This is a genomic window from Alteraurantiacibacter buctensis, from assembly GCF_009827655.1.
Lineage (GTDB): Bacteria > Pseudomonadota > Alphaproteobacteria > Sphingomonadales > Sphingomonadaceae > Alteraurantiacibacter > Alteraurantiacibacter buctensis.
In genome coordinates, this window is sequence record NZ_WTYV01000007.1 from 24,924 (window position 1) to 45,273 (window position 20,350).

At 60.8% G+C, this 20,350-nt stretch carries 18 protein-coding genes and 3 pseudogenes; 6 read left to right on the forward strand and 15 right to left on the reverse strand.

Annotation, left to right across the window (positions count from 1 at the left end):
- Positions 1–232 precede the first annotated feature (232 nt).
- The 4 genes from GRI99_RS15205 to GRI99_RS15220 form a co-directional block, all read right to left on the reverse strand.
- Positions 233–1,318, reverse strand: a complete 1,086-nt coding sequence (locus GRI99_RS15205) for a hypothetical protein (protein ID WP_160772920.1) — start codon at positions 1,316–1,318, stop codon at positions 233–235.
- Between the two features lie 64 nt (positions 1,319–1,382).
- A complete protein-coding gene (locus GRI99_RS15210; RefSeq protein WP_160772921.1) occupies positions 1,383–2,789 on the reverse strand; it encodes an SEL1-like repeat protein in 1,407 nt (468 codons plus the stop codon).
- A 102-nt stretch (positions 2,790–2,891) separates the two neighbouring features.
- Positions 2,892–3,089, reverse strand: a complete 198-nt coding sequence (locus GRI99_RS15215; protein ID WP_160772922.1) for a hypothetical protein — start codon at positions 3,087–3,089, stop codon at positions 2,892–2,894.
- A 333-nt stretch (positions 3,090–3,422) separates the two neighbouring features.
- Positions 3,423–3,824, reverse strand: coding sequence for a DNA methyltransferase (locus GRI99_RS15220; RefSeq protein WP_160772923.1), 402 nt, complete (start codon positions 3,822–3,824; stop codon positions 3,423–3,425).
- Between the two features lie 252 nt (positions 3,825–4,076).
- Here GRI99_RS15220 and GRI99_RS18785 point away from each other — a divergent pair.
- Positions 4,077–4,256, forward strand: a pseudogene (locus GRI99_RS18785) (hypothetical protein); the annotation flags it as partial.
- 57 nt (positions 4,257–4,313) lie between these two features.
- Here the strand turns inward: GRI99_RS18785 and GRI99_RS18790 are convergent.
- The 6 genes and pseudogenes from GRI99_RS18790 to GRI99_RS15245 all read right to left on the reverse strand — a co-directional run.
- Positions 4,314–4,439 (reverse strand): annotated as a pseudogene (locus GRI99_RS18790) (transposase); the annotation flags it as partial.
- Between the two features lie 175 nt (positions 4,440–4,614).
- Positions 4,615–6,210, reverse strand: coding sequence for an FAD-dependent oxidoreductase (locus GRI99_RS15225; protein ID WP_160772924.1), 1,596 nt, complete (start codon positions 6,208–6,210; stop codon positions 4,615–4,617).
- A 186-nt stretch (positions 6,211–6,396) separates the two neighbouring features.
- Positions 6,397–6,537 carry a hypothetical protein gene (locus GRI99_RS15230; RefSeq protein WP_160772925.1) on the reverse strand — a complete coding sequence of 47 codons (141 nt, stop codon included), beginning with the start codon at positions 6,535–6,537 and terminating at the stop codon, positions 6,397–6,399.
- Positions 6,538–6,613: 76 nt separating this feature from the next.
- Entirely contained in the window at positions 6,614–7,999 is a 1,386-nt protein-coding gene (locus GRI99_RS15235) for an FAD-binding oxidoreductase (RefSeq protein WP_160772926.1), read from the reverse strand.
- Positions 8,000–8,001: 2 nt separating this feature from the next.
- Positions 8,002–8,352 carry a c-type cytochrome gene (locus tag GRI99_RS15240; RefSeq protein ID WP_160772927.1) on the reverse strand — a complete coding sequence of 117 codons (351 nt, stop codon included), beginning with the start codon at positions 8,350–8,352 and terminating at the stop codon, positions 8,002–8,004.
- Positions 8,343–10,022, reverse strand: coding sequence for an FAD-binding oxidoreductase (locus GRI99_RS15245; RefSeq protein WP_237438387.1), 1,680 nt, complete (start codon positions 10,020–10,022; stop codon positions 8,343–8,345). Before GRI99_RS15245 ends, GRI99_RS15240 begins: the two co-directional genes overlap by 10 nt.
- A gap of 119 nt (positions 10,023–10,141) precedes the next feature.
- Between GRI99_RS15245 and GRI99_RS15250 the strand changes: the two genes are divergently transcribed.
- Positions 10,142–11,179, forward strand: a complete 1,038-nt coding sequence (locus GRI99_RS15250) for a helix-turn-helix domain-containing protein (RefSeq protein WP_237438388.1) — start codon at positions 10,142–10,144, stop codon at positions 11,177–11,179.
- 354 nt (positions 11,180–11,533) lie between these two features.
- On the opposite strand, the pseudogene GRI99_RS19065 reads toward GRI99_RS15250, so the two are convergent.
- Positions 11,534–11,632 (reverse strand): annotated as a pseudogene (locus tag GRI99_RS19065) (IS6 family transposase); the annotation flags it as partial.
- Between the two features lie 407 nt (positions 11,633–12,039).
- Here GRI99_RS19065 and GRI99_RS15255 point away from each other — a divergent pair.
- The 3 genes from GRI99_RS15255 (at position 12,040) to GRI99_RS15265 (ending at position 15,136) form a co-directional block, all read left to right on the forward strand.
- Entirely contained in the window at positions 12,040–13,692 is a 1,653-nt protein-coding gene (locus tag GRI99_RS15255; protein WP_160772929.1) for a cation:proton antiporter domain-containing protein, read from the forward strand.
- 744 nt (positions 13,693–14,436) lie between these two features.
- Positions 14,437–14,784 (forward strand): helix-turn-helix domain-containing protein, encoded by a 348-nt coding sequence (locus GRI99_RS15260; protein WP_160772930.1) that lies wholly within the window; start codon positions 14,437–14,439, stop codon positions 14,782–14,784.
- 97 nt (positions 14,785–14,881) lie between these two features.
- Positions 14,882–15,136: a hypothetical protein gene (locus GRI99_RS15265; protein WP_160772931.1), complete on the forward strand. Its 255-nt coding sequence runs from the start codon at positions 14,882–14,884 to the stop codon at positions 15,134–15,136.
- A gap of 49 nt (positions 15,137–15,185) precedes the next feature.
- Here the strand turns inward: GRI99_RS15265 and GRI99_RS15270 are convergent, their stop codons facing one another.
- Positions 15,186–15,902 carry an IS6 family transposase gene (locus GRI99_RS15270; protein WP_160772932.1) on the reverse strand — a complete coding sequence of 239 codons (717 nt, stop codon included), beginning with the start codon at positions 15,900–15,902 and terminating at the stop codon, positions 15,186–15,188.
- Between the two features lie 54 nt (positions 15,903–15,956).
- Here GRI99_RS15270 and GRI99_RS15275 point away from each other — a divergent pair, with 54 nt between their 5' ends.
- Positions 15,957–16,352, forward strand: a complete 396-nt coding sequence (locus GRI99_RS15275; protein WP_337192936.1) for a LysR substrate-binding domain-containing protein — start codon at positions 15,957–15,959, stop codon at positions 16,350–16,352.
- A 19-nt stretch (positions 16,353–16,371) separates the two neighbouring features.
- Here GRI99_RS15275 and pcaF read toward each other — a convergent pair whose 3' ends face one another.
- From pcaF to GRI99_RS15290, 3 genes are read right to left on the reverse strand one after another with little or no spacing between them, the layout of a single operon-like run.
- Positions 16,372–17,574: a 3-oxoadipyl-CoA thiolase gene (gene pcaF / locus GRI99_RS15280; RefSeq protein WP_337192937.1), complete on the reverse strand. Its 1,203-nt coding sequence runs from the start codon at positions 17,572–17,574 to the stop codon at positions 16,372–16,374.
- 4 nt (positions 17,575–17,578) lie between these two features.
- A complete protein-coding gene (locus tag GRI99_RS15285; RefSeq protein ID WP_160772935.1) occupies positions 17,579–18,337 on the reverse strand; it encodes an alpha/beta fold hydrolase in 759 nt (252 codons plus the stop codon).
- The gene (locus GRI99_RS15290) at positions 18,334–20,349 is read right to left on the reverse strand and encodes a 3-hydroxyacyl-CoA dehydrogenase NAD-binding domain-containing protein (RefSeq protein WP_160772936.1); all 2,016 of its coding nucleotides are present in this window, start codon (positions 20,347–20,349) and stop codon (positions 18,334–18,336) included. The genes GRI99_RS15285 and GRI99_RS15290 overlap by 4 nt, the downstream gene beginning before the upstream one ends.
- Position 20,350: the final 1 nt, after the last annotated feature.

Consider the following 20,350-nt stretch of genomic DNA (forward strand, 5'->3'; position numbering starts at 1 on the left):
GAGCCGTCCTGCGTCAACCAGACAGACCATGACCATGCCGTTCTGACGTTCGGCCCGGTCTGATCTGGTGCCGAGAGATAAGCTCCCCAGCGGTCATCCTGGCTGAGAACGTATACCCGCCCCTCAAGCGGCGCCGACTGCAGCCCAGGGGAAATCAGGAATGTCGTCGCAAGGACTACCATCGGGATCATAATTCACTCCACGCGGCGGCTGTAGCCGTGTTTCACAGGCGTCAAGGGCGGGGCGGCAAGCTCTCCGGAGAGGCCTGCCTGAATACGCGGGCGGCGAGGTTCCATTCGAGGGGGACGGTCTCGCAGATCTCGCCAGCAAGACAGGGCCGAGCGTCGAGCAGCCGTGCAGGGACGCGGTCTACCTGAAATGCCGGCCAGCGACCGGGCGCCGCGACGAAGGCGCGGGAGGCACCGTCCGTCCCGTCGGAGATCCAGACTTCGTAGCCATAATCGGCAGCTTCCTGCTCCGCGCAGGCGCTGGGTGCCTCGATAACCCAGTCCCGCTGGCCGTCACCGTTCAGATCCGGTGTCGAAGCGACGGCTGGGTAAGAGACGGTGAATTCATCGGGATCGTCCGGGTTGCCACAGGCGCGACGCCCCGCGAAATATCTGTCAAAAACAGCCGCTGGAATATCAGGCGGCAACTCCGGTCTTCCATCGACCTCGCCGAGATCCACGGTCCCCTCGCCAAAGCCGCTCACGACAGCTTCGCCATCGGAACTCGGGCGCTCGGAAAGGCTGCGGGCGGCCGGGTCCCAGGCCCAAGCGAGGCGACAAACTTCCCGTGGGGGAAAACAGTTCAGGTGGTGAAACGAAGCCTCCAGTCGGACCTCGTCGCCGACTGTTCGGATGTCCGAATCCCAAGCCTGACGGTCGAAGACGCGCAGGTAGTGATCGCCGTCGCTGACGTACAGACTGAGACGACAACCTCCGGTTCCGCAGAGCCGCTGGTCTTCCGGCCACCGGATCAGCCAGTCCGCGACACCGTCCCTGCTGACGTCAACCGGCATGAGCACCCCGGCAGGGGCTTCCGTAAACGGGACCGGACGGTTTGTGGGGTCCTCGATATCGAAAGACGCACGGTTCAGTTCGTCCAGAACATACCAGACGAAACCGGGAGGGGGTTCCTGCGCAATAACTCCGGCAGGCGACAGGGCGAGCCAGAGACCGACGAGCACTGCCCCTACTGCGGCAAGCCCGCGCGGCGCTGTTTTTGCCGATGCCACAGGGCTGCGGGCTTCAATGGCTGACAGTATCGAAATTCGCCAGCGCGACGCCGCCTTGATCCTGCCGGTCAGCGACTGCACAGACGCCTTTCGCATCGCAGTAGCAGACGAGAGGCGCGCTAGGTGTTGTTGCCTGAACAAGTCGTCACCCTTTGGATTTGCCCACCGTGTCCGCGCTCTTGCGGGATGCTGGTGCAGCCGTCGATGTCATGCCGAGGCGGGTCATTGCATCTTGCACCTCGTCCATGTCCAAGGTGTCGATGGCGTCCTGGTAGCCCAGCGCCGCGGCCGCCTGTAGCAGCTCGATCCCTCGCCGCTCATCGCTTGTGATGCCGCCTTCGCCGACGAAGGTCATCTTGCCCAGCACGGTCAAGGCTTGCGGATCGTTCTGCGCGGCTCCCAAGCGGATATAGCGCAAACCTTCGGGGACGTTTTCTGCCACGCCCTGCCCCAGCATGAGCGAGAGACCATAGACGCCCTGCGCCTCGGGATGGCCCAGATCGGCCGCGCGGCGAAATAATTCCAGGCCCGCTGCCACGTCGTTGGGCACTCCTTGGCCGGTCATGTATAGTTGCCCCAGGAACGACATGCCTGCCGGATCGCCGGCTTCGGCCGCACGACGGAACATGGCAACAGCCTCCCGCTGGTCCTGCGCCACGCCCCGGCCGACGAACATCATCCGCGCCAGTTCGGTCATCGACGGACCGTGGCCCTGGTCAGCCGCAAGGCGGGCATAGTGTGCCGCGCGCTCCCAGTTCTCCGCGGTGCCCACGCCCAGTTCGTAGACAATGGTACCGAGAGCTGCCTGAGCAAACAGTTCGCCCGCATCGGCTGCTCGCTCCAGGTTGGCCACGGCAACAGGATCGAGCTGCCCGTCGGCCAGGCCGCTCAGCCGATAGAGCCCGTTCAGCCCCGCGCCGTAGGTGCTGCCTGCAGCAGCCGCTCGGGCCGTGGAGTCAAGCGCCAGCGCCTGATCCTGCGGACCACCGATCCCCTCGTGCGCGAAATAGCCTAGGTTCGCCAGCGCCTCGGCATGGCCGCGCTCGCCCGCCGTGGCAAACCAGCGGCGCGCCTGGGCATCGTCCCGCGGGACCCCGGCATACCCGGTGTAATAGAGGCGGGCGAGGTTCCACGCACTTTCGGGATTGCCGCCTTCCGCCTCGGCGAACAGCCGAGCCACCACCTGTTCGGACGTTTCCTGCTGGTAGATGATGTACGTGCGGCGATCGACCACGGACTGCGGCCCCCCGCTTGACTGACCGCCGCTGCTCAGCGCAGCCGCCAGCCCGTCTAACGGGGTGCCCATGCCACCCGATCCAAACGACGAAGAAGACGATGAGCCGATGCTGCTGCCCAGCGAACGCTGTTGCGCCAGCCCGGCCTGGAATGCGCGGTCGGCTGCGGCGCGATCGTTGGCAGCGTCTTGCGCCCGCATCGATGCCATCATCGCCTGGCGATTACGCTCGTCTGTCGCGGGATCGGCTTGTGCCGCACCGGTCCACACACCAAGGACGATCGCCCAGAATGCCAACATCGGTCGCTTCGCGCGCATACCAAATTCTCCTCATTCGCGCTCTCGATATAGCGCGAAGAGGGATCGAAAAACGTGAATTTTCTTGTTAGAATTTCGCGGCCAATGGCCTCGCAGGTGGGATCAATCCCTCTGCTTCCAAGAGTCGTAATTCATAGTGCCTGCACTAATTATCCCCAGGTAGCCGAGGATTTCGCGTATTGCCCGAAGGTCGCCCTGGGCAGCCTTTTCCCGCAGCTTCATCAGGCTGATCTGAAACCATTTCAGCCTGCGCGTGCCCTGCGGCGTTCGGATGGGAACGCGCGCTCCGAGAATCTCCATGATCAGCGTCTTCTCGTTCCTGCTTTAGCGCGCCCTTCCGTTCGGATTTCCGGACCGGTCTTTCTTGAAACGCGAGTGGACAGGCGGTTTGCCGTAGCCGACCGCATACCCGTGATCTTCTTCCTCCTCATTCGGCCTCTTGGCGCCGGTGCCTGACGCAGGCGTCGGTTCACTCGCCCGGGGAGCGGGGCCCGGTCCCGGCCGGGTTGGCCCCTCAGGCCATGGCGACCGGGGTTCGGGATTACGCGTGACCTTACGGAAAGCCATTTTGGGTTCCTCGTCATTCCATGGGTTGATTGTCCGGGCCGCGCGGTGGCGCGGCCCGGTGTCGGATCATGCTGTCTGTATCGGCGGTAAGGCTTCGGGAGTGTCGGTGTGGCCGGCGTTCTCGCCCGCCCTCGACGCCGCGACCCGCGCGAACGTCTCGCCGGTGTCGGCGAGCACGGCCTCGCGGCCGGTCCGCTTCTCCCAGCGCCTGATCGCGACATCGACATAGGTGGGCTCGATCTCGATCCCGTACGCCACGCGTTTCGTGCGCTCGGCCGCGAGGATCGTGGTGCCTGAGCCCATGAACCCGTCGATTACGATCTCCGCGGTCCTGGTCACGTCGCGGATGGCGTCGGCCACCAATGCGGTCGGCTTGACCGTGGGGTGATCGGCTAGGTCGTCGGCCCGTGTCGCCCCGAAGCTGTTGACCCCGGCGTAATCCCAGACACCCGCGGGAAAATCTGGCATCGCAAGAAGGGCGATCTGGTGGATCGAGTTCGCTTCCCGAAGTCGGTCCTCGAGGAACGCAGGCTTGCCCTGGGCAACCGGTCCTACTCAGCGCAGTACCAGAACAACCCGATCGTCGCGGACGGAGGTTGTTTCCGCTCTGCGCACTTCGGCCAGTACAGCGAGGCTCAGCCGCGCGATCAGTTCCACCGGATCGTCCTGTCGATGGACATGGCCTCGACCGATCGGAGCACCTCGGATTACTCGGTGTGCATGACGTGGGGCTACTTGCCGCCCAACTGGTATTTGCTGGATGTCTATCGCGCTAAGCCCGCGTTCCCCGAACTTGTGGAGCGGACAATCAGCCTGCACAGGCGATGGAAGGCCGACGCACTGACCATCGAGGCGGCGTCCAGCGGCCACGCGCTGTACCAGCAGGTAAAACGCGCCAGACTGCCGGGAATGGTCGTCAGCCCGACACCGAGGGGAAGCAAGCTCGACCGAGCCGACGCCATAACGGCCGGCAATCGAACTCATCGCCGCCCACTCCGACGGGTAATCCCCCCGGTGCTCCTCCACCATCCGCACCACACGGTCGCGAAACTCAGGTGAAAACTTGTTCCTTGTAGCGCTCATCGTGGCTCCTTCTCACAAATAGGAGCCTCCGGAAAGCCCGGGACGCTTCAGTGCGCTCTTGGTGCTCAGGGTTTGGAAAGCTGTCAGTCGGCATACGACCCAAAATCGGACATTCAGCAAATGCGCTCAAACCCAACCGCAAAGTGTTTGGGTTGGGATGCCTGTTCACACGCTGCTAGGCGAACCACTGTTCGAGATAGGTGGAGATAGACATGCCATCTTCGGGCAATACAGATAGGCCTATATAGAGATCTGGGCGCACGAGAACGAAACGCCCCTCTTCGCGGATCTCGTAGCGTTCGCGAATCTCACCGGTTTCGTCCGAGACTATGTGATCGAAGTCGAAACCGGCATCCTTGTCGTCCGCAATCAGGCAAACCGAGATTTGACCGGGGTAATGTTCTTCCAGATTACTCCGAACCGATCGGGCCAACTCCAGGTGGACTTGTTTCTCTTCGCCGGGAACGATGAGCAGGGTGAAGCCAGGATGTCGCAGGACGTCGTAGACACGCTTCTGCGGTTCGCGCACCAACATTGCATCGGGCGCTCTTGCGCCGGCTTTCGGTCCAGCGACTTCTGCAATGCCGTCGGGCAACACGACATTGTCGCTGTAGTTGTGCGACAGGCCGGACACGAGGTGGATCGTACGCGCCTCCCAACCCGGCTCCTGTGTTTGTTTCCAGCGCTCTTTGGGTTCGTCGCCGAAGCCCATTACGATATGGTGGGTCGCCATTGCGCCTTCGCTAATCTGCTCGCCGATCGGCTTTCGTTCCTTCTCGTAGCTGTCAAGAATAGCAGCGTCGGCCCGGCCCTGGCACACGGCTGCCAGTTTCCAGCCCAGATTGAAAGCATCCTGCATGCAACCGTTCATACCCTGCCCTCCCGATGGCGAATGGATATGGCTGGCGTCGCCGCAAATCACTAATCGCCCGTTACGATAACGCTCGGCAATATTGTTGTGGATTTCCCAAGCGGTGACCCATTCGGGCTCACCGACTTTGAATCCAATACCGATCTTGTCGGCAACCTCCTGGAAGGCCGCGCGCTGGTCGCTCGCATAGACATACTCTCCGGAAGGCTCGCTCATGTAGATGCGCCAGTTCTTCCCCGGCAATTTGGTACAGTTCATGAACAGGTCTTTGTTGAAGAAGTAGTTCATCCAGCGATCATCAAAAGTCACGTTTTCGAGCTGCACGTCCATCATTGACATCACTGCAACTTGTTCACCTTCAAAGGCGATACCGGCCGCATCCCGCACAAAACTGCGCTTGCCGTCACAGCCCACAACCCATGGGTAGCGATGCGCCTCCACCCGGCCGTCGGGTAACTTGATCTGCGCCGCGACGCTGTCACTGCTAGCATCAAGCCCGACGAGTTCTGTGCGGTATTCAGGCTTGATCCCGTATTGCGCCAAAAGGTGTTCGCGTAGCACCTGTTCAAAATCATTCTGGTTGATCTTGTAATAGAAGGCGAAGCGCGTCGGCAGTACGCGATAATCGGTGCGCGGCTGCTCTTCGGCCGGTAAATGTGGAAAGTTGTAGATATTACCGGGGCATTCGAGGCAGACCTCTTCGAGCCGATAAGCGATCCCCATATGCTCGAACATCTCCATAGAGCGAGCATGAACGGTCATCGCGCGCGTTGTATGCGAGGGACCCTGGCGCTTTTCGACCAATCGCACAGTAACCTGACGGCGTAGCAATTCATGCGCCAGTATCAGACCAGACGGTCCGGCCCCCACGATTAGGACTTGAGGTTCTGCGGACTGCATAATGAGGCTGCTCCCAATATTGTTGCCGTCTTTTTTAAAGATCTAACTTGTTGTGATAGGCACCGACAAAGCAAACTGGCTAAGGAGACAGGGTATTACTAGTCACTCCGGATGAGCAAGGCTAACAGCCCGCTTCTCTGTTTCGACACCTCGTCCGAGATCATCCGCTGGCGGCGAACACGAATGTCAGCTTTCCACCCAATCTGCGACGTGAGATAAGGTCTGTACCTGGGCCGGTAAGGGACTGTCGGCTTTTGGTGTTTGCGCCATATAATGCAGCCAATCAGCAATCGAGCCAATTTCAGGCCTGTCGGCAATCTCGGCCATTGGGCACCCCGCTTTTGCACTGCACCGCTGGCGACACCGCGCCAGTATCGCAGCAAGTAATCACCAACGATTGAGCCTATGCCGTAAGGGCCGTTTCAATCTTACGGTGCAACTCGGCCAATCCACTCCCGGTGTCTCGGCCAAGACCGAGGCCGGCGAGTTCAAAGCTCTGGGCTGCGACGCCGATTCCTTGCTGCTGCATTGCGGTCACCAACTGCCTTGCACTCTCGGCAAGGCGCTCCTCGCTGCGCTGGTTGAAAGGAGTATAAGGCAGATAGATCTTCTGAAACAAGGAGCGCCCGACAACCGCCATTTCAGTCAGGAACGGCAAGCCGTGTTCGGCGAGCGCCTGCTTTGCGTGCCCGCCCATCGCAAGTGCGAAACGATCTTCGATGGGGGCGACCATAGTCAGGCTTGCCGCATGGCTGGCATCGATACCGGGGAACGACACGCCTGCGACGCCTGGCTGGCCTGATACCAGCGCGGCCTGCTCCTGCCAGACGGGTGACCCAGCCTGTTCTTCAACGCTGACTGCGCGAACATCTGCAATGGAGGAAAGCGCTCCATCAATCGTTGCTCTTGCCAGTGCGATCAGATTGGGAAGCCCATAGAGCGCCGAGGTCAATCGCCACTCGGAAGCGGCATTCTCGGAATGGCGGGCCTCATCGAACTCGCGGTGGGTCAGGCTGACGGTGCCAGGTAGCAAGTTCGCAATCTTGAATTCACGCAACGCTTCCATGACTTCGGACAGGGCCTGAGTATTGGCTATCTGGTATGCCAAAGTCTGGGTGACAGGCACCTGTCCCATCAGCCAGACGCCAATCTGGGTTGGCACGAGCAGGCCAGACTGCATGGCCAGCCCGTCTGAATATGGTCCCAGCGAATATTTGTAGAGCTGCCAAGTCTTGCTGCCCGGCATGGCGCCCATGCCCGTGCGAACCAGTTCGCCATAGGGCGTTGCGAACTCTGCCCCGCACTGCACCAGTGCGTGTTCGCCGTAGGGTGTGTAGCCAATTCCCTTGGCAAAGGTGCTGCCGACGATCGATGCTGCGCCATCGCGTTCGCTGTCGACCTGCAACGCATGGCCATGCTCTGCTAGATAGGCGGACAAGGCCGCATAGCTGACGCCCGGCTCGACCCGTGCGTAGCCATTGGCGACATCGACTTCGAGAACGCGGTCCAGCCGCGACAGGTCGAGGATAACCGTGTTGCCATCGCCGCAAAGCCTCGCGCCTACGTTGGAGGCATTGAACACCGTGAGCAAACCAGCGCCATGCGCGTGCGCAGCAGCTACTGCATGCTGCGCGGCTTCGGCGTTCCCGGGGCGTACAGCCACCACGTAGTTTGCCTCAACCCCCGGATGGGTAGCGAAGCGCTCTGCCAGCGCATCGAAGGCGGTGTCGCCCGGACGGAGAAGCTCCAAGTCCATCCCTGTCTGGTTCAGGCTTTCGATCAGGCTCATGCTCATTGCCCTTCCTCCAGCAGGTAGTCGGCGATCCGGTCTACTTCCTCGTCAGTGATTTCGGTTGGCCGGAATGGGGGCATCATCTGAAAGCCTTGCCGCACGGCGTAATGGATCAGCGGGCGGTTGATCGCCTGCATGTCACGCAACACGGAATTTTCAGGCCCGAAATCGCCTTCCATTCGCATGGTGCCGGGATGGCCCGGACCCGGATCATGACAACCCGCACACCACTGCTGGTAGAGGTCTTCTCCGCTGCGCTTCTGCGGTTCGGCCTGCTGCGCATCAATCGCTGCGAATGGAACAAGTGCTGCTGATGTCAGCAGGACGAGGGCGAAAATTCTTATCCGCATGGCAGGTCTCCTTCGCAGAACTGGCTGGGCCAGATGCCGCTTTTGCCCGGCGCAAGGATGCCGCTCGGGTCAATGGCTGCCTTGAGCCGCGAATTGAGGCGGCCCAGCGCACCATCGTTCCATGAATAGGAACTGGCGACCTTGTCCATCAAATCGAGGTGCGTGCGGTAGACGCCAAAGCTGTCTTCGGTGGCATCGTCGATCAGGCGGTCCAGCAATTCGAGAAGGCGTGCCTTTTCTTCCGGTCGATCCCGGCGGAAGGCAGGCATGTAGATGTGGTGCATATCGCGCCAGCCGACGATGAATTCGCCGAAATAGTCGAAACCTGCCTCTTCCGACATTTGCCGAACCTTGGTGTATTGCCGCAGGGCCAGTTCGCCATCGACGGGTACGACGGGGCCGAAGCCGACATGCGCGGCGTTGGGTATCCAGGCTACAGTGCCGAATTCAGTCATATTGGGTTCGCCGCGCATCAGCTTGGCTCGGTATTGCCAGCTGGCGGTGTGGCCCTTCTCGGCCTCGGAGAAGAAGCGTGCGCCGCGGATGGTGGAAAAGCTGTCTCTCAGCACTTCCCAGGTGGCGTCCATCATCTCCTCTGTGCCGTAAAGCGCGCCGTAGAAGCTCCAGTTGCCCACATCGAGATCATCCATGATGGCGCGCCGCGCACTGTCGGGAAGTGCGCCTTCTCCGGTGTAGTATTGGTCCTTGCGCTTCTCGACCGCTGCCTCCCACACGAGCTCGGTAGAGGTAGCCGCATTGGGAATGAGCTGTGCGAGCTTGAGTGGACGGACAACTTCCGTGATCGGCTGGATCGCGTCCTCATCCGCAAAGGTAACCATATAGGGGCGATAGCCTGGCGGTTGGGGCATCAGCTGCACGCCCATTCGCGTAACCACGCCGAGGTTGGACTGGGTGAACAACCCGTCGACCCAGGGGCCATTGCCATAGCGATAGACGCTCATGGCAGCCTGTCCCGCCTGCCCGCCCATGCCGGTGTCGACAACCGTGCCATCCGACAGCACCACCTGCATCCCGCACTGCTGCTGCAGGAAGTGTTCGCCCATCGGCGTATAGCCGACGCCGCGATCCAGCAGGTTGCCCACCACACCGCCCCAGCCGGGCGCTGCGCAGTCGATCCATAAACGCGATCCGGTGCGGCGCAGGTGGCGATACAGCTCGGTGTAGGAGACGCCCGGCTCGACAATAGCGTAGCAGTGTTTCTCGTTGACCTCGATGATGCGGTTCATTCGCTTCAGGTCGAGAACCAGGGTGCCGGGCATACGTGGCGCAGCCCCTCCATAGCCAAGGTTGCGCCCGGTCGAGATGGTCCAGACCGGAATACCGTGTTCACGGGCCACGGCCAGCACGCGTTGTATCTGATCGACCGACGTTGGCGCCACGGCACCCGACGGCGCATGCTCTTCCGGCGGCTTCATGGCGAAGTGGTCATTGTAACCAACAAGCTGGTCGGAATCGGAGAACACGTTTCGCGGCCCGACGATTGCACGCAATGCATCCAGCGCGGAATCGAAGGCGCTGCGGCTCACTCGCGGTGGCAGCGGCGCACCGTCCGGCCCCGCTGCAAGCGCGCCATTGGCAGCCACCAGTGTTAGTCCGGCACCAACCGCCGAATTGCGGATGAAATTTCGTCTGGTGATCATGGCGATCATTCTCCCTTGGTACGCCATCATGCCAGCTTGGCCCGCTAATTCGCGCGGCTGGGAGTGCACCCTCGCTAGACTGTGAGTGCAATTTGAGATCGGCGGGCAATGCGCTATTGTAAGCGCCAATGACCGGAAGGTGGGATCACCACCTTCCGTGGAGAGGGTTTGACGACATGACGCTTGGACAAATGGCTGACAGATTCTGGGCTACCGACAGCTGGAGCGTTGGCGCAAAGATGTCGCGCTGGAATGACACCGTCGCCACGCACATGACTGAGCTACACGTTGATGCCGCGCAGCCGGAAAGTTTCAAGGCTAGTTGGACGCAGACGGCTCTGGGTCCCATCGACCTCAACGTTCTGGGCACCACGCCGCAGATCGTGCGGCGCACGCCGGAAATGACGCGCAGCACTGCTGAAGGCTCTTACGAGATCGTCTACATGCAGCGTGGTTCGATGATCGTGCGGGAGTGGGGCGACGAACAGCTGATCCGCCAGGGCGATTTCGGTGTTCTGCGCAACGCCGTGCCTTACGAGTTCGAGTGTCCGCGCGAGAATGTCGCGCTGTCGATGCATGTGTCGCAGGGCTGGATGGACAAGTGGCTCCGCGATCCGGAGGGCTTGCGTCGGATGCCGTGGCAAGCACGCTCGCAATGGGGCGCGCCGCTGGCATCGCTGTTGCGGTTGATTGCAGCAAATGGTGTCGCGGACTGTGCCGTTCCGCGCGACGTGATTGCCGATCAAATAGGTAGCTTGTTTGCCCTGATCGGGCAGAACGCAGGCGCACAGCGCAGAGTGCGAACGAGCACCTTCGATCGTATCGAAGCGCTGCTAGATACGCTATTTACTGACCCTGATCTGTCGCCAGGCCAGCTGGCTGGAGAAGTAGGCATATCAAAACGGCACCTGCACGGTCTGTTTGCCGACAACGGGACAACCTTCGGCGCGCAACTTGTCGAACGCCGTCTGCAATATGCCGCCGATCGCCTCTCCGCAGGCTCGCTTGATGCAAGTTTCGTCGGAGACATCGCATTCGAAGCAGGCTTTTCCGACCCAAGTCACTTCGCCCGTCGTTTCCGGAAACGGTTTGGTTGCGCACCCAGCGCATGGCGCAATGGCCGCAGGCCGATAGGGCCGAAGGGAACGTCCGCTTTTGAGCACTGAGAAATCGGAAGCTTACGTCTTTGATTGGGGCGCAAATCTGCCATTTCACACTCAGTGTTTCGTCAGAACCGTACTCTCGGCCGAAAACGTAACTCCAAGGCCGGAACATCCAAGTTTCCACTGGACTGTTCTTACCCCGCAAGCATTGGTGACGCCACGCCCGGCACGCCGGGCTCATGCCGGTAGCGGCGGCCATTCGGCTCCGCCCAACCGGAGTACCATGGTGACCACCAAATACACACATGCCCGGCAAACCATGGCTGGCGCCGCGACGAAGCAGGGCTCGCCCAGGTGCTGTCAGTCTAACCGCAACTTGTCTCCGATTGGCGGAGTTTGGCCTACCCAAGCGATGGTTCAGGCCATGAGCGACTGCCACTCGGCCAGGGCGGCCGAGCGGCGGGTCTTGTAGGTTGTTCTGTCGACGAGGTGGCGTTCGAGGTTGAAGTGGATGTGGACGTTTGCGTTTCGGGGTCGGCTGGCAGCAGGGCCTCCGTCCGGGCCAGGGCCACTCGATAATAGCCCGGATGATACACCGCTTCCCGCAGCTTGAGGTGAAGAATGCTCCCTCCGGTCAGTTGCGTCACTGCCCCGGTATGGGTGGCGGTGGGAGAGAGCCTGCGGACGAACTCTCTTTCGAATAATGCATTGTATCACAATAATAAATTTAGATTCCTCCAGGCAGTCCGCTGGTTGAGCGTACCTGGTTCAAGCCCTTGCGCTTTCACGATGCGTCAAGTTCGACAGTGGCTTTGATACTGAAACCCCGCTCTCGTGGCCCGCAATGGATTCCGATGCAAATCCCTCCTATTATCCTCCGGAGATGAGCCAAACCGGACATCACCGCTGATAATAAGGACGTTATGCCTCATCACACGCCACTCATCGGAACAATAGTTGCCGGACTTGTCGTAGCATTCGTGATGGGTGCCCTCGCGCATCGGCTCAGGATTTCACCGCTCGTTGGTTACCTTCTTGCGGGTGTGCTTATCGGTCCGTTCACTCCGGGTTTCGTGGCCGATTCGGGACTTGCCAATGAATTAGCCGAGCTTGGCGTAATTCTTCTCATGTTCGGGGTTGGTCTCCATTTCTCGCTGCGAGACCTGTTGGCAGTCAAAAACATCGCCGTACCCGGTGCTATCGTACAGATAGCCGTCGCAACTGCGCTCGGCGCTGCTTTGGCCATCTCACTGGGATGGAGTGTTGTTACCGGTCTAGTTTTTGGCTTGTCGTTGTCAGTGGCCAGCACCGTCGTTCTGTTAAGGGCGCTGCAGGGACACAAGCTGGTCGACACCCAGCAGGGCCGCATTGCTGTGGGCTGGCTGATCGTTGAAGACGTCGTGATGGTCCTGGCGATCGTGCTGCTTCCAGTCCTGGCCAATATCATGAGTGGGGGCGGGGTAACCACGAGCACGGTGGTCTACACGCTTGGTGAAGCGGTACTGAAAGTCGTGGGCTTTATCGCGGTCATGCTGCTGGCGGGCAAAAGGTTGATCCCTTGGGTGCTGCACTGGGCGGCCCATTCCGGTTCGCGCGAACTGTTCCGTCTCGCTGTCCTATCAATTGCGCTAGGTGTCGCCTTCGGCGCCGCCTTCATTTTCGAGGTGTCATTCGCGCTCGGCGCGTTCTTTGCTGGTATGATCCTCGGCGAAACAACGCTGAGCAAGCGCGCGGCCGAGGAGACTCTCCCGCTACGCGATGCCTTTGCGGTGCTTTTTTTCGTCTCGGTAGGCATGCTTTTCAATCCGGCGGTGGTGATTGACCAGCCTTTGCCGCTATTGGCAACGGTGGCCATCATTCTGGTGGGGAAGTCAGTTGCCGCCTATTTTATCGTCAGGGCCTTTCGCCATCCAAACCGGACGGCGCTGGTGGTTTCTGCGAGCCTCGCGCAGATTGGCGAGTTCTCCTTCATTCTCGCAAGCCTTGGCACCGGCCTTGGTCTTATACCGGCTGAGGCGCGTGATCTGATACTAGGCGGGGCGATCATCTCGATCGTTGCAAATCCCTTTATTTTCTCGATCGCAGCCGGATCCATGGTCAAAGCAGGTCAAGCTGCGGCTGCGCATGCAGTTGCATTAGAGGAAAAACGGGAAACAGATCGGCGCGAGCATTTGGTACTGGTGGGGTATGGAGCCGTGGGGCAGCTTGTTGCTGCCGGTACCCGCAATGCAGGCCGCGCGATCGTCATCATTGAAGATCAGGAGGATATTGCTCGGAAGGCCGAGGCTGATGGTTTTGTGGTTATCGTGGGCAATGCATCTGATCCCAATGTCTTGGAAGAAGCTGGAATCCGACATGCCAGCAAACTGGTGATTGCAATTCCTGAGGGGTTTGAGGCGGGCAGTATCGCCGAGCACGGCCGAGCGCTGAACAATCGGGCAATCGTAATCGCAAGAGCGCATTCGGACGCGGAAGTGCAGCATTTGCAGAAGCATGGTGCTCATAATGTTGTTTTGGGCGAGCGTGAGATTGCAGACCGAATGCTCTCGTTAGCGGCCTCCTTACGGTCAGCCTGAGAGGACTGAACTTCATGCGAACGGGCCTGCCGGCTTGGGTTAGTCCGCATTCGTAAAATGCCGATAGCTAGGATTTGCCCTACGTCTGCCAACTTCTCTTCTGCGGTCATGGTGTTGGGGTCTGGGCACCCCGGCGCCCATCTGACCCTCGGCTGCGCCACAGGATAAAGCTCCATCACGAGATTGGGCTTCTTCGCCAGCAGGGCGAGTAACACCTTCGGTCGGTGAAAATGGCTGTTTTCTGGGGCTTTAGGTTTTCTGGTAGGTGATAGAGTTCGTGATGCTCTCGGTAGGCGGTCGGTTTTTGCAACTCACGGCCTGTGGGTGACTAAGCGGCAGTGGAGAGCTATTCTTCCAAAAAACGACGCAAAATCAGAGGTTTTTAAGAAGACGTGCCCACCGACCATGGTCAAGGGAGACAGTTTGTTTCGCAACTCGGTGCGTTGGCGGTGGGTAGTCGACTGGCATCGAACCTTCTCTGGGTCGGAACGTATTGAACTTCGTCTGTTCAACGTGAGTTCGAATCCTGGTCGACTGGCGCCCCCTTCCTGCCTGCATCGGATGAAGGTGGTGGAGGCGAGCGCTAGAAATTGATAAATGTCCTGCATAATGTCGTCCTAAGCTCGAAAATCCCGGAATATGGCGCGAAAATGAATCATATCGCGATAAATAGGACAAAAAATACCATCTTCTTTTGTCTCTCGTGGCGCGGCATATTCAGTCGCAACGAAAGGAGACCGAACGATGGCATTCAATGCAGCGCTGCTTCGCAAGAAGCTCAAGGAAGAAGGTCGGACGCGGGCGTTTCTCGCCGAACTTACCGGGAAGAACGAACGCACCGTCAGTCGCTGGTTGAACGGCGGCAATTCACCAAAGACCAAAGATTTGGAGAAGATCGCGACTGCGCTAAACTGCCGGCCGCAGGACTTCGATCCACGCTATGCAGACGAGGGGCCTGGAGTGCCGGTTACACGCCCGAATGGCGGCATTGTTGGACGATGCGGAACGTCAAGTTTTTCAGCGCGACGGGCAGCAAGCAGTCGTTGCCAGCGTCCAAAGTTGACAACGCTTAACACGGTGCTGTCAGTCTAACCACGCCGCTTGGCGCGCGTTCGTCGACCGCTTCGTGGCGGGACTTTCCCTCGATGACCCGGCACAGGCGCCACCCCGCGTCGGTGGACTCAACTGGATGCGCATGCCGTTCCCGGGTCCAGCGGACCTGACCTTGTACCGCACTAAGGGCTCGGCCGAGACCGGGGCGTTCCTCCGCTACCGCGAGGGAACCGGGTTCGCGCTGTTCGGGGAACTGGCCTTGCAGCGAGAGGCCATCGACGGCGAGTTCCGCGCGGCGGGATTGCCCGCACCGTGCTGGGGCGAGGGAGATGGAGAGCAATTTATTACCGTCACGGCTTCGTCGCCGCTTCCGTGGGTGCTGTCAGTCTAACCGCAACTCGTCTCCGATTGACGGAGTTCGGCCCTGAACAACGCAACCGTTAGGCCACGAGGTTCTGCCACTCGGCCAGGGCAGCCGAGCGGCGAAGCTTGTAGGTCTGTCGGTCGACAAGGTGACGGTCCTGGTTGAAGTGGTTGTGAAACGAGGCGTGGACTGAGGCGAATTTCTGCAGCGACTTCATCCTCCGGAAGCGCTGCATCGCACGCTCTCTTCGTCGGAATGGCAGGTGTGAATTCTCCGCCCGGTTGTTGAGCCAGCGCCCAATCTCGCGACGCTCAAGATTGCCCAGTTCGCGCATTGCTGCTGGGTAGGAGCGCATGCCGTCGGTGACGATTGCCTCCGCCCTGCCATGGCGTTTCAGCGCCTTCTTCAGAAAGGCAAGCGCCGCGGCTTTGTCTCGCTTCTTTGTGACGAAACTCTCCAGGATTTCGCCTTCGTGATCCACGGCCCGCCACAGGTAATGGCGCTCGCCATTGATCTTCACGAACACCTCATCGAGGTGCCAACGCCACTGCCGGAATCCCTTCATCCGACTGACGCGTTGCCGACGGATGTCTGCAGCGAACATCGGACCAAACCGGTTCCACCACAGCCGCACCGTCTCATGGCATATATCGATGCCGCGCTCGAACAGCAGATCCTCCACGTTCCGCAAGCTGAGCGGAAAGCGGACGTACATCATCACCACTAGGCGAATGACCTCGGGTGACGAGTTGAAATAGCGAAACGGACTAGCTGGTTTGCGAGGGCGTGGCATGCCCTCGCCCTACCCTCGCCGGCTCAGAACGCTAGCGGTGCGTTTGCTCTGACAGTGCCCCGACGCGGCCACCCCCGCTTTTCAGAGACACTGGACCTCGACACATTCCTTGCCTGCCGCCACGCGGTCGTGCGCCATGAAGGGCGCAGTCAGGAGATTGCCGAGCGGGCGGTTGCCGAGGCCGGCCTTGTGCGCCACGTGGCCTTGCACACACCGCATTATGTCAGTCTGCCGTTTCACATCGCCAGCAGCGATCTCATCAGCATCGTGCCCAGAAACCTGGCCACCTCTTTCGAGAAGGTCATGGACCTGCAAATCGCCGCCCCGCCCATTGCCATTCCCGACATTCCCCTGAAACAGCACTGGGCAAAGCGATCGGCAACTGATCCCGCGGTGGCCTGGCTGACTTCTCTGGTGGAAGAACTGTTCCTGGGACGTGATCCCACCTGATTGTGGCCAGGTGGCGGGCTCAGACCCGCTCGATCAACAAGGCGATGCCCTGACCCACGCCAATGCACATCGTGGCAATCGCAAAGCGACCGCCATTGCGGCACAGTTCCTCCGTTGCCGTCAGCGCCAGGCGCGCGCCGGACATGCCGAGCGGATGACCAAGTGCGATCGCCCCGCCATTGGAGTTCACCCGCGGATCGTCATGGGCGATGCCCAGTTGGTTCAGGACGGCCAGACCTTGCGCGGCAAAAGCTTCGTTCAGTTCGATTGTGGCGACATCGCGCATGGATACGCCAGTGCGTTCTAGCAGACGAACGGTCGCCGGAGCTGGGCCTATCCCCATGATCCGCGGTGCGACGCCAGCGGTGGCCATCGCCATGATCCGTGCTCGCGGTGTCAGTCCATGGCGGATGGCTGCCGCCTCGCTGGCGATAATCAACGCGGCAGCGCCGTCATTCACCCCACTGGAATTGCCTGCGGTGACGGTACCGCTGGCATTGACGACCGGATTCAGTCGGGCAAGCGCTTCCAGCGACGTTTCACGCGGATGCTCGTCTGCCGTTACCAGCATGGCCTCGCCCTTGCGTTGAGGCACCGAAACGGCGCAGATTTCTGCGGCCAGCCGGCCATTGGCCTGCGCGGCAGCTGCCTTCTGCTGACTCCGCAGGGCAAACAGATCCTGATCCTCCCGCGAGATTGAAAACTCCCCGGCCACGTTTTCCGCCGTCTGCGGCATGGGGTCGACTCCGTGCGCAGCCTTCATCCGCGGATTGACGAAGCGCCAGCCAATCGTGGTATCATAAACGGCGTTTTCACGGGCAAAGGCGCTGGTTGCCTTGGGCATCACAAACGGTGCCCGGCTCATGCTTTCCACGCCGCCAGCCACGATGAAATCGGCATCGCCCGCTTGGATCGCCCGCGCCGCTGTGCCAACCGCATCAAGACCCGAACCGCAAAGCCGGTTGACCGTCGAGCCACCCACCCCTTCAGGTAGCCCGGCAAGCAGGCCTGCCATGCGCGCCACGTTACGGTTATCCTCGCCAGCCTGGTTGGCGCAGCCAAGGATCACGTCATCGAGCGCCGCCCAATCAACTGCTTGGTTCCGTTCCATTAGTGCCTTGATCGGTATGCTTGCCAGATCGTCGGCCCGGATTGACGACAAGGCTCCGCCATAGCGGCCGATCGGCGTACGGATGGCATCGCAGATAAAGGCATGGGTCACGTGCTCAATCCTTATCATTCAGAAAGCCGCAGACTGCGGCGATGACGGCATCCTGCTGGTCGAGATGCGGCGAATGGCGGCAATCGGGCAGTTCGACCCGGGTGGTGTCGGCCAGAACGGCCGCGATACGGTCGAGCTGATCCAGGGTGCCATATTGATCATCATGCCCATGAATTAGCAGGGCCGGAGCGGAAATGCCGCCGAGCAGACCTTCAATATTCCAGTCGCGAAAACGGGGATCGAGCCAGATAGCAGACCAGTCATCAAAAAGAGCAATCGGGTCCGCGTGATAGCGTTTCATCCGTTCGCCCATGTCTGTTTGCGGAAAGCGCGCGGCGACCTCGGCAATGCTGCTGTGGGTCAGATCTTCCACCAGGACATGCGGGGCCTCCAAGGTCAGGCTGGCCACCCGCCCGGGGTGCATATTTGCCCCGATCAGCGCAATCGAGGCCCCGTCGCTATGCCCGAACCAATGCGCCCTCTCCATGCCAAGGGCGTCCATGACATCCGACAACAGCGCCGCCTCGCGGTGCATGTAGTCGGGCTCGCGCCTGGTTGTGTCCGGATCGCTCCAGCCATGCCCCATCCGCGACCAGGCGACAACTTCGCGGCCGGTGGCGCTGGCCAGCATGGCCGGAAACTCCTTCCACAGCTTGATCGAGCCAAGACCCTCATGCAGCAACAGGATGGGCAAGCCTACGCCACCGCCCCATCGCGCGAATTCCAGCCGCGCCGATCCCACAGTCATGAATGCGCTGCTCACTTGGGTTCACCCCGTGCAAGGGCGAACAGGGCCGGCGAAGCTCCGATGCCCATTTCCTCCAGCCGTCGCACTACTTCGGACAAGCCCACATGGCGTGCATGATACATCGGGCCTCCGGTCCAGGCAGGCCAGCCGTAACCATTCAGCCAAACCACATCGATATCCGACTCCCGCAAGGCAATGCCGTCTTCAAGCAGTTGGGCGCCTTCGTCGACCATGGGCCAAAGCAGGCGATCGAGCACCTCGGCGTCGCTGAATTCGCGCCGGACTACCCCATTATCCCTTGCAAACTCGGCGATGATCCGACGCGCCTCTTCCGAGGGGACAGGCTTGCTATCCTCCCCGTAGTCATAGAACCCGGCCTGAGTCTTCTGACCTCTCCGCCCCGCCTCGCACAGCCTTTCGCGGATGGTCGATCCGGTGGAGGTTTCCGGCGACCAGCCGAGGTCAAGCCCCGCCAGATCACCCACGCGGATCGGGCCCATGGCCATGCCGAAGGCCTCCATGACGCCATCCACCTGCTCTGGCGCGGCGCCTTCGACCACCATCGCCTCGGCATGTTTGCGGCGCACCGCCAGCATGCGGTTACCGATGAAGCCCCAGGCGTTGCCCGAAAGGACGGCAACCTTGCCAAGCCTTTTGGCTAGGGCAAAGGCGGTGGCCAGAACATCGGGCGAGGTCTCTGCGCCCTGCACGATCTCCAGCAGTTTCATGATGTTGGCGGGCGAGAAGAAATGCATTCCGACCACGTCGGCCGGTCGCGAAGTGGCCGCTGCGATTTCATCAAGATCGAGATAGGACGTGTTGCTCGCCAGAATGGCGCCAGACCGCGCGATCCGGTCAAGGCTGGCGAAGATCTCCTGTTTCACCGCCATCGTTTCGTATGCGGCTTCGATGATCAGGTCGGCATCGGCCAGCGCGTCGATGGTGGTGCCGCAGGAAAGCAGAGCGCGCGCAGCATCGGCCTTTGCCGAAGTCATCCGCCCCGACGCGACATTGCTGTCGAGTACCTTGGCTATATGCGCCTGCCCCCGGGCGAGAGCCGCGGGGTCGCGTTCGAAAAGGTGAACCGGCAATCCTGCACTGATCAGGGCAATGGCAATGCCGCTACCCATGGTGCCGCTGCCAATAACGCCCGCGCGTTCGACCGGGCGTGGATCGATACCGGCGATAACGGGCACTTTGGCAGCTTCACGTTCGGCAAAGAAGACATAGCGAAGGGCTTCTGTTTGCGGGCCTGCCCGCAATTTCAGAAAGATCTCGCGCTCGCGCGTGGCGCCTTCGGCAAACGGCAGTTCAGTAGCCGCACGAACCGAAGCGATAATCGCCGGTGGTGCGTCCAGACCGCGAAACTTGCGCGCGTTGCGCTTGGCGAACTCGACATAAACCCCGTCATCCACCTTCTGCGCAGCAAGGTCGCGGGTACGGCGCGGTGGCTTTTCGGCCATTTCGCCCGCAAACCTGATGGCCGCTGATCCCAGGTCTCCGTCGGCGATGCGGTCGACCAGACCCATGGCGAGCGCATCGGGTGCCTTGACCGGATCGCCAAGAGCAATGATGTCCAGCGCCCGCTCGACGCCCACCAGACGCGGCAGGTGCTGCGTCCCGCGCGCTCCCGGCATCAGGCCAAGCTTGACCTCGGGCAGGCCCAGCTTCGCGTCCTGCGTGGCAATCCGGTAATGGCACGCCATGGCGATTTCCATGCCGCCGCCCAGTGCCGTGCCGTGGATGGCCGCCACTACGGGCTTGGCCGAGGCTTCAATCGTATCGACAACTTCGGTCAGAAGGGGCTGGGTCGACGGCTTGCCAAACTCCTTGAGATCGGCCCCGGCAAAAAAGGTTCGGCCCGCACAGGCGATCACCAGCGCAGCTACATCCGCATCGGCATTCGCCCGGGCTATCCCTTCGACAAGTGCCGCACGCACTGCCTGGGAAATCGCGTTGACCGGCGGATTATCGATGGTGAGCGTGGCGATCACGCCCGAACGGGTCCAGTTCGTCAACCCGGCCATA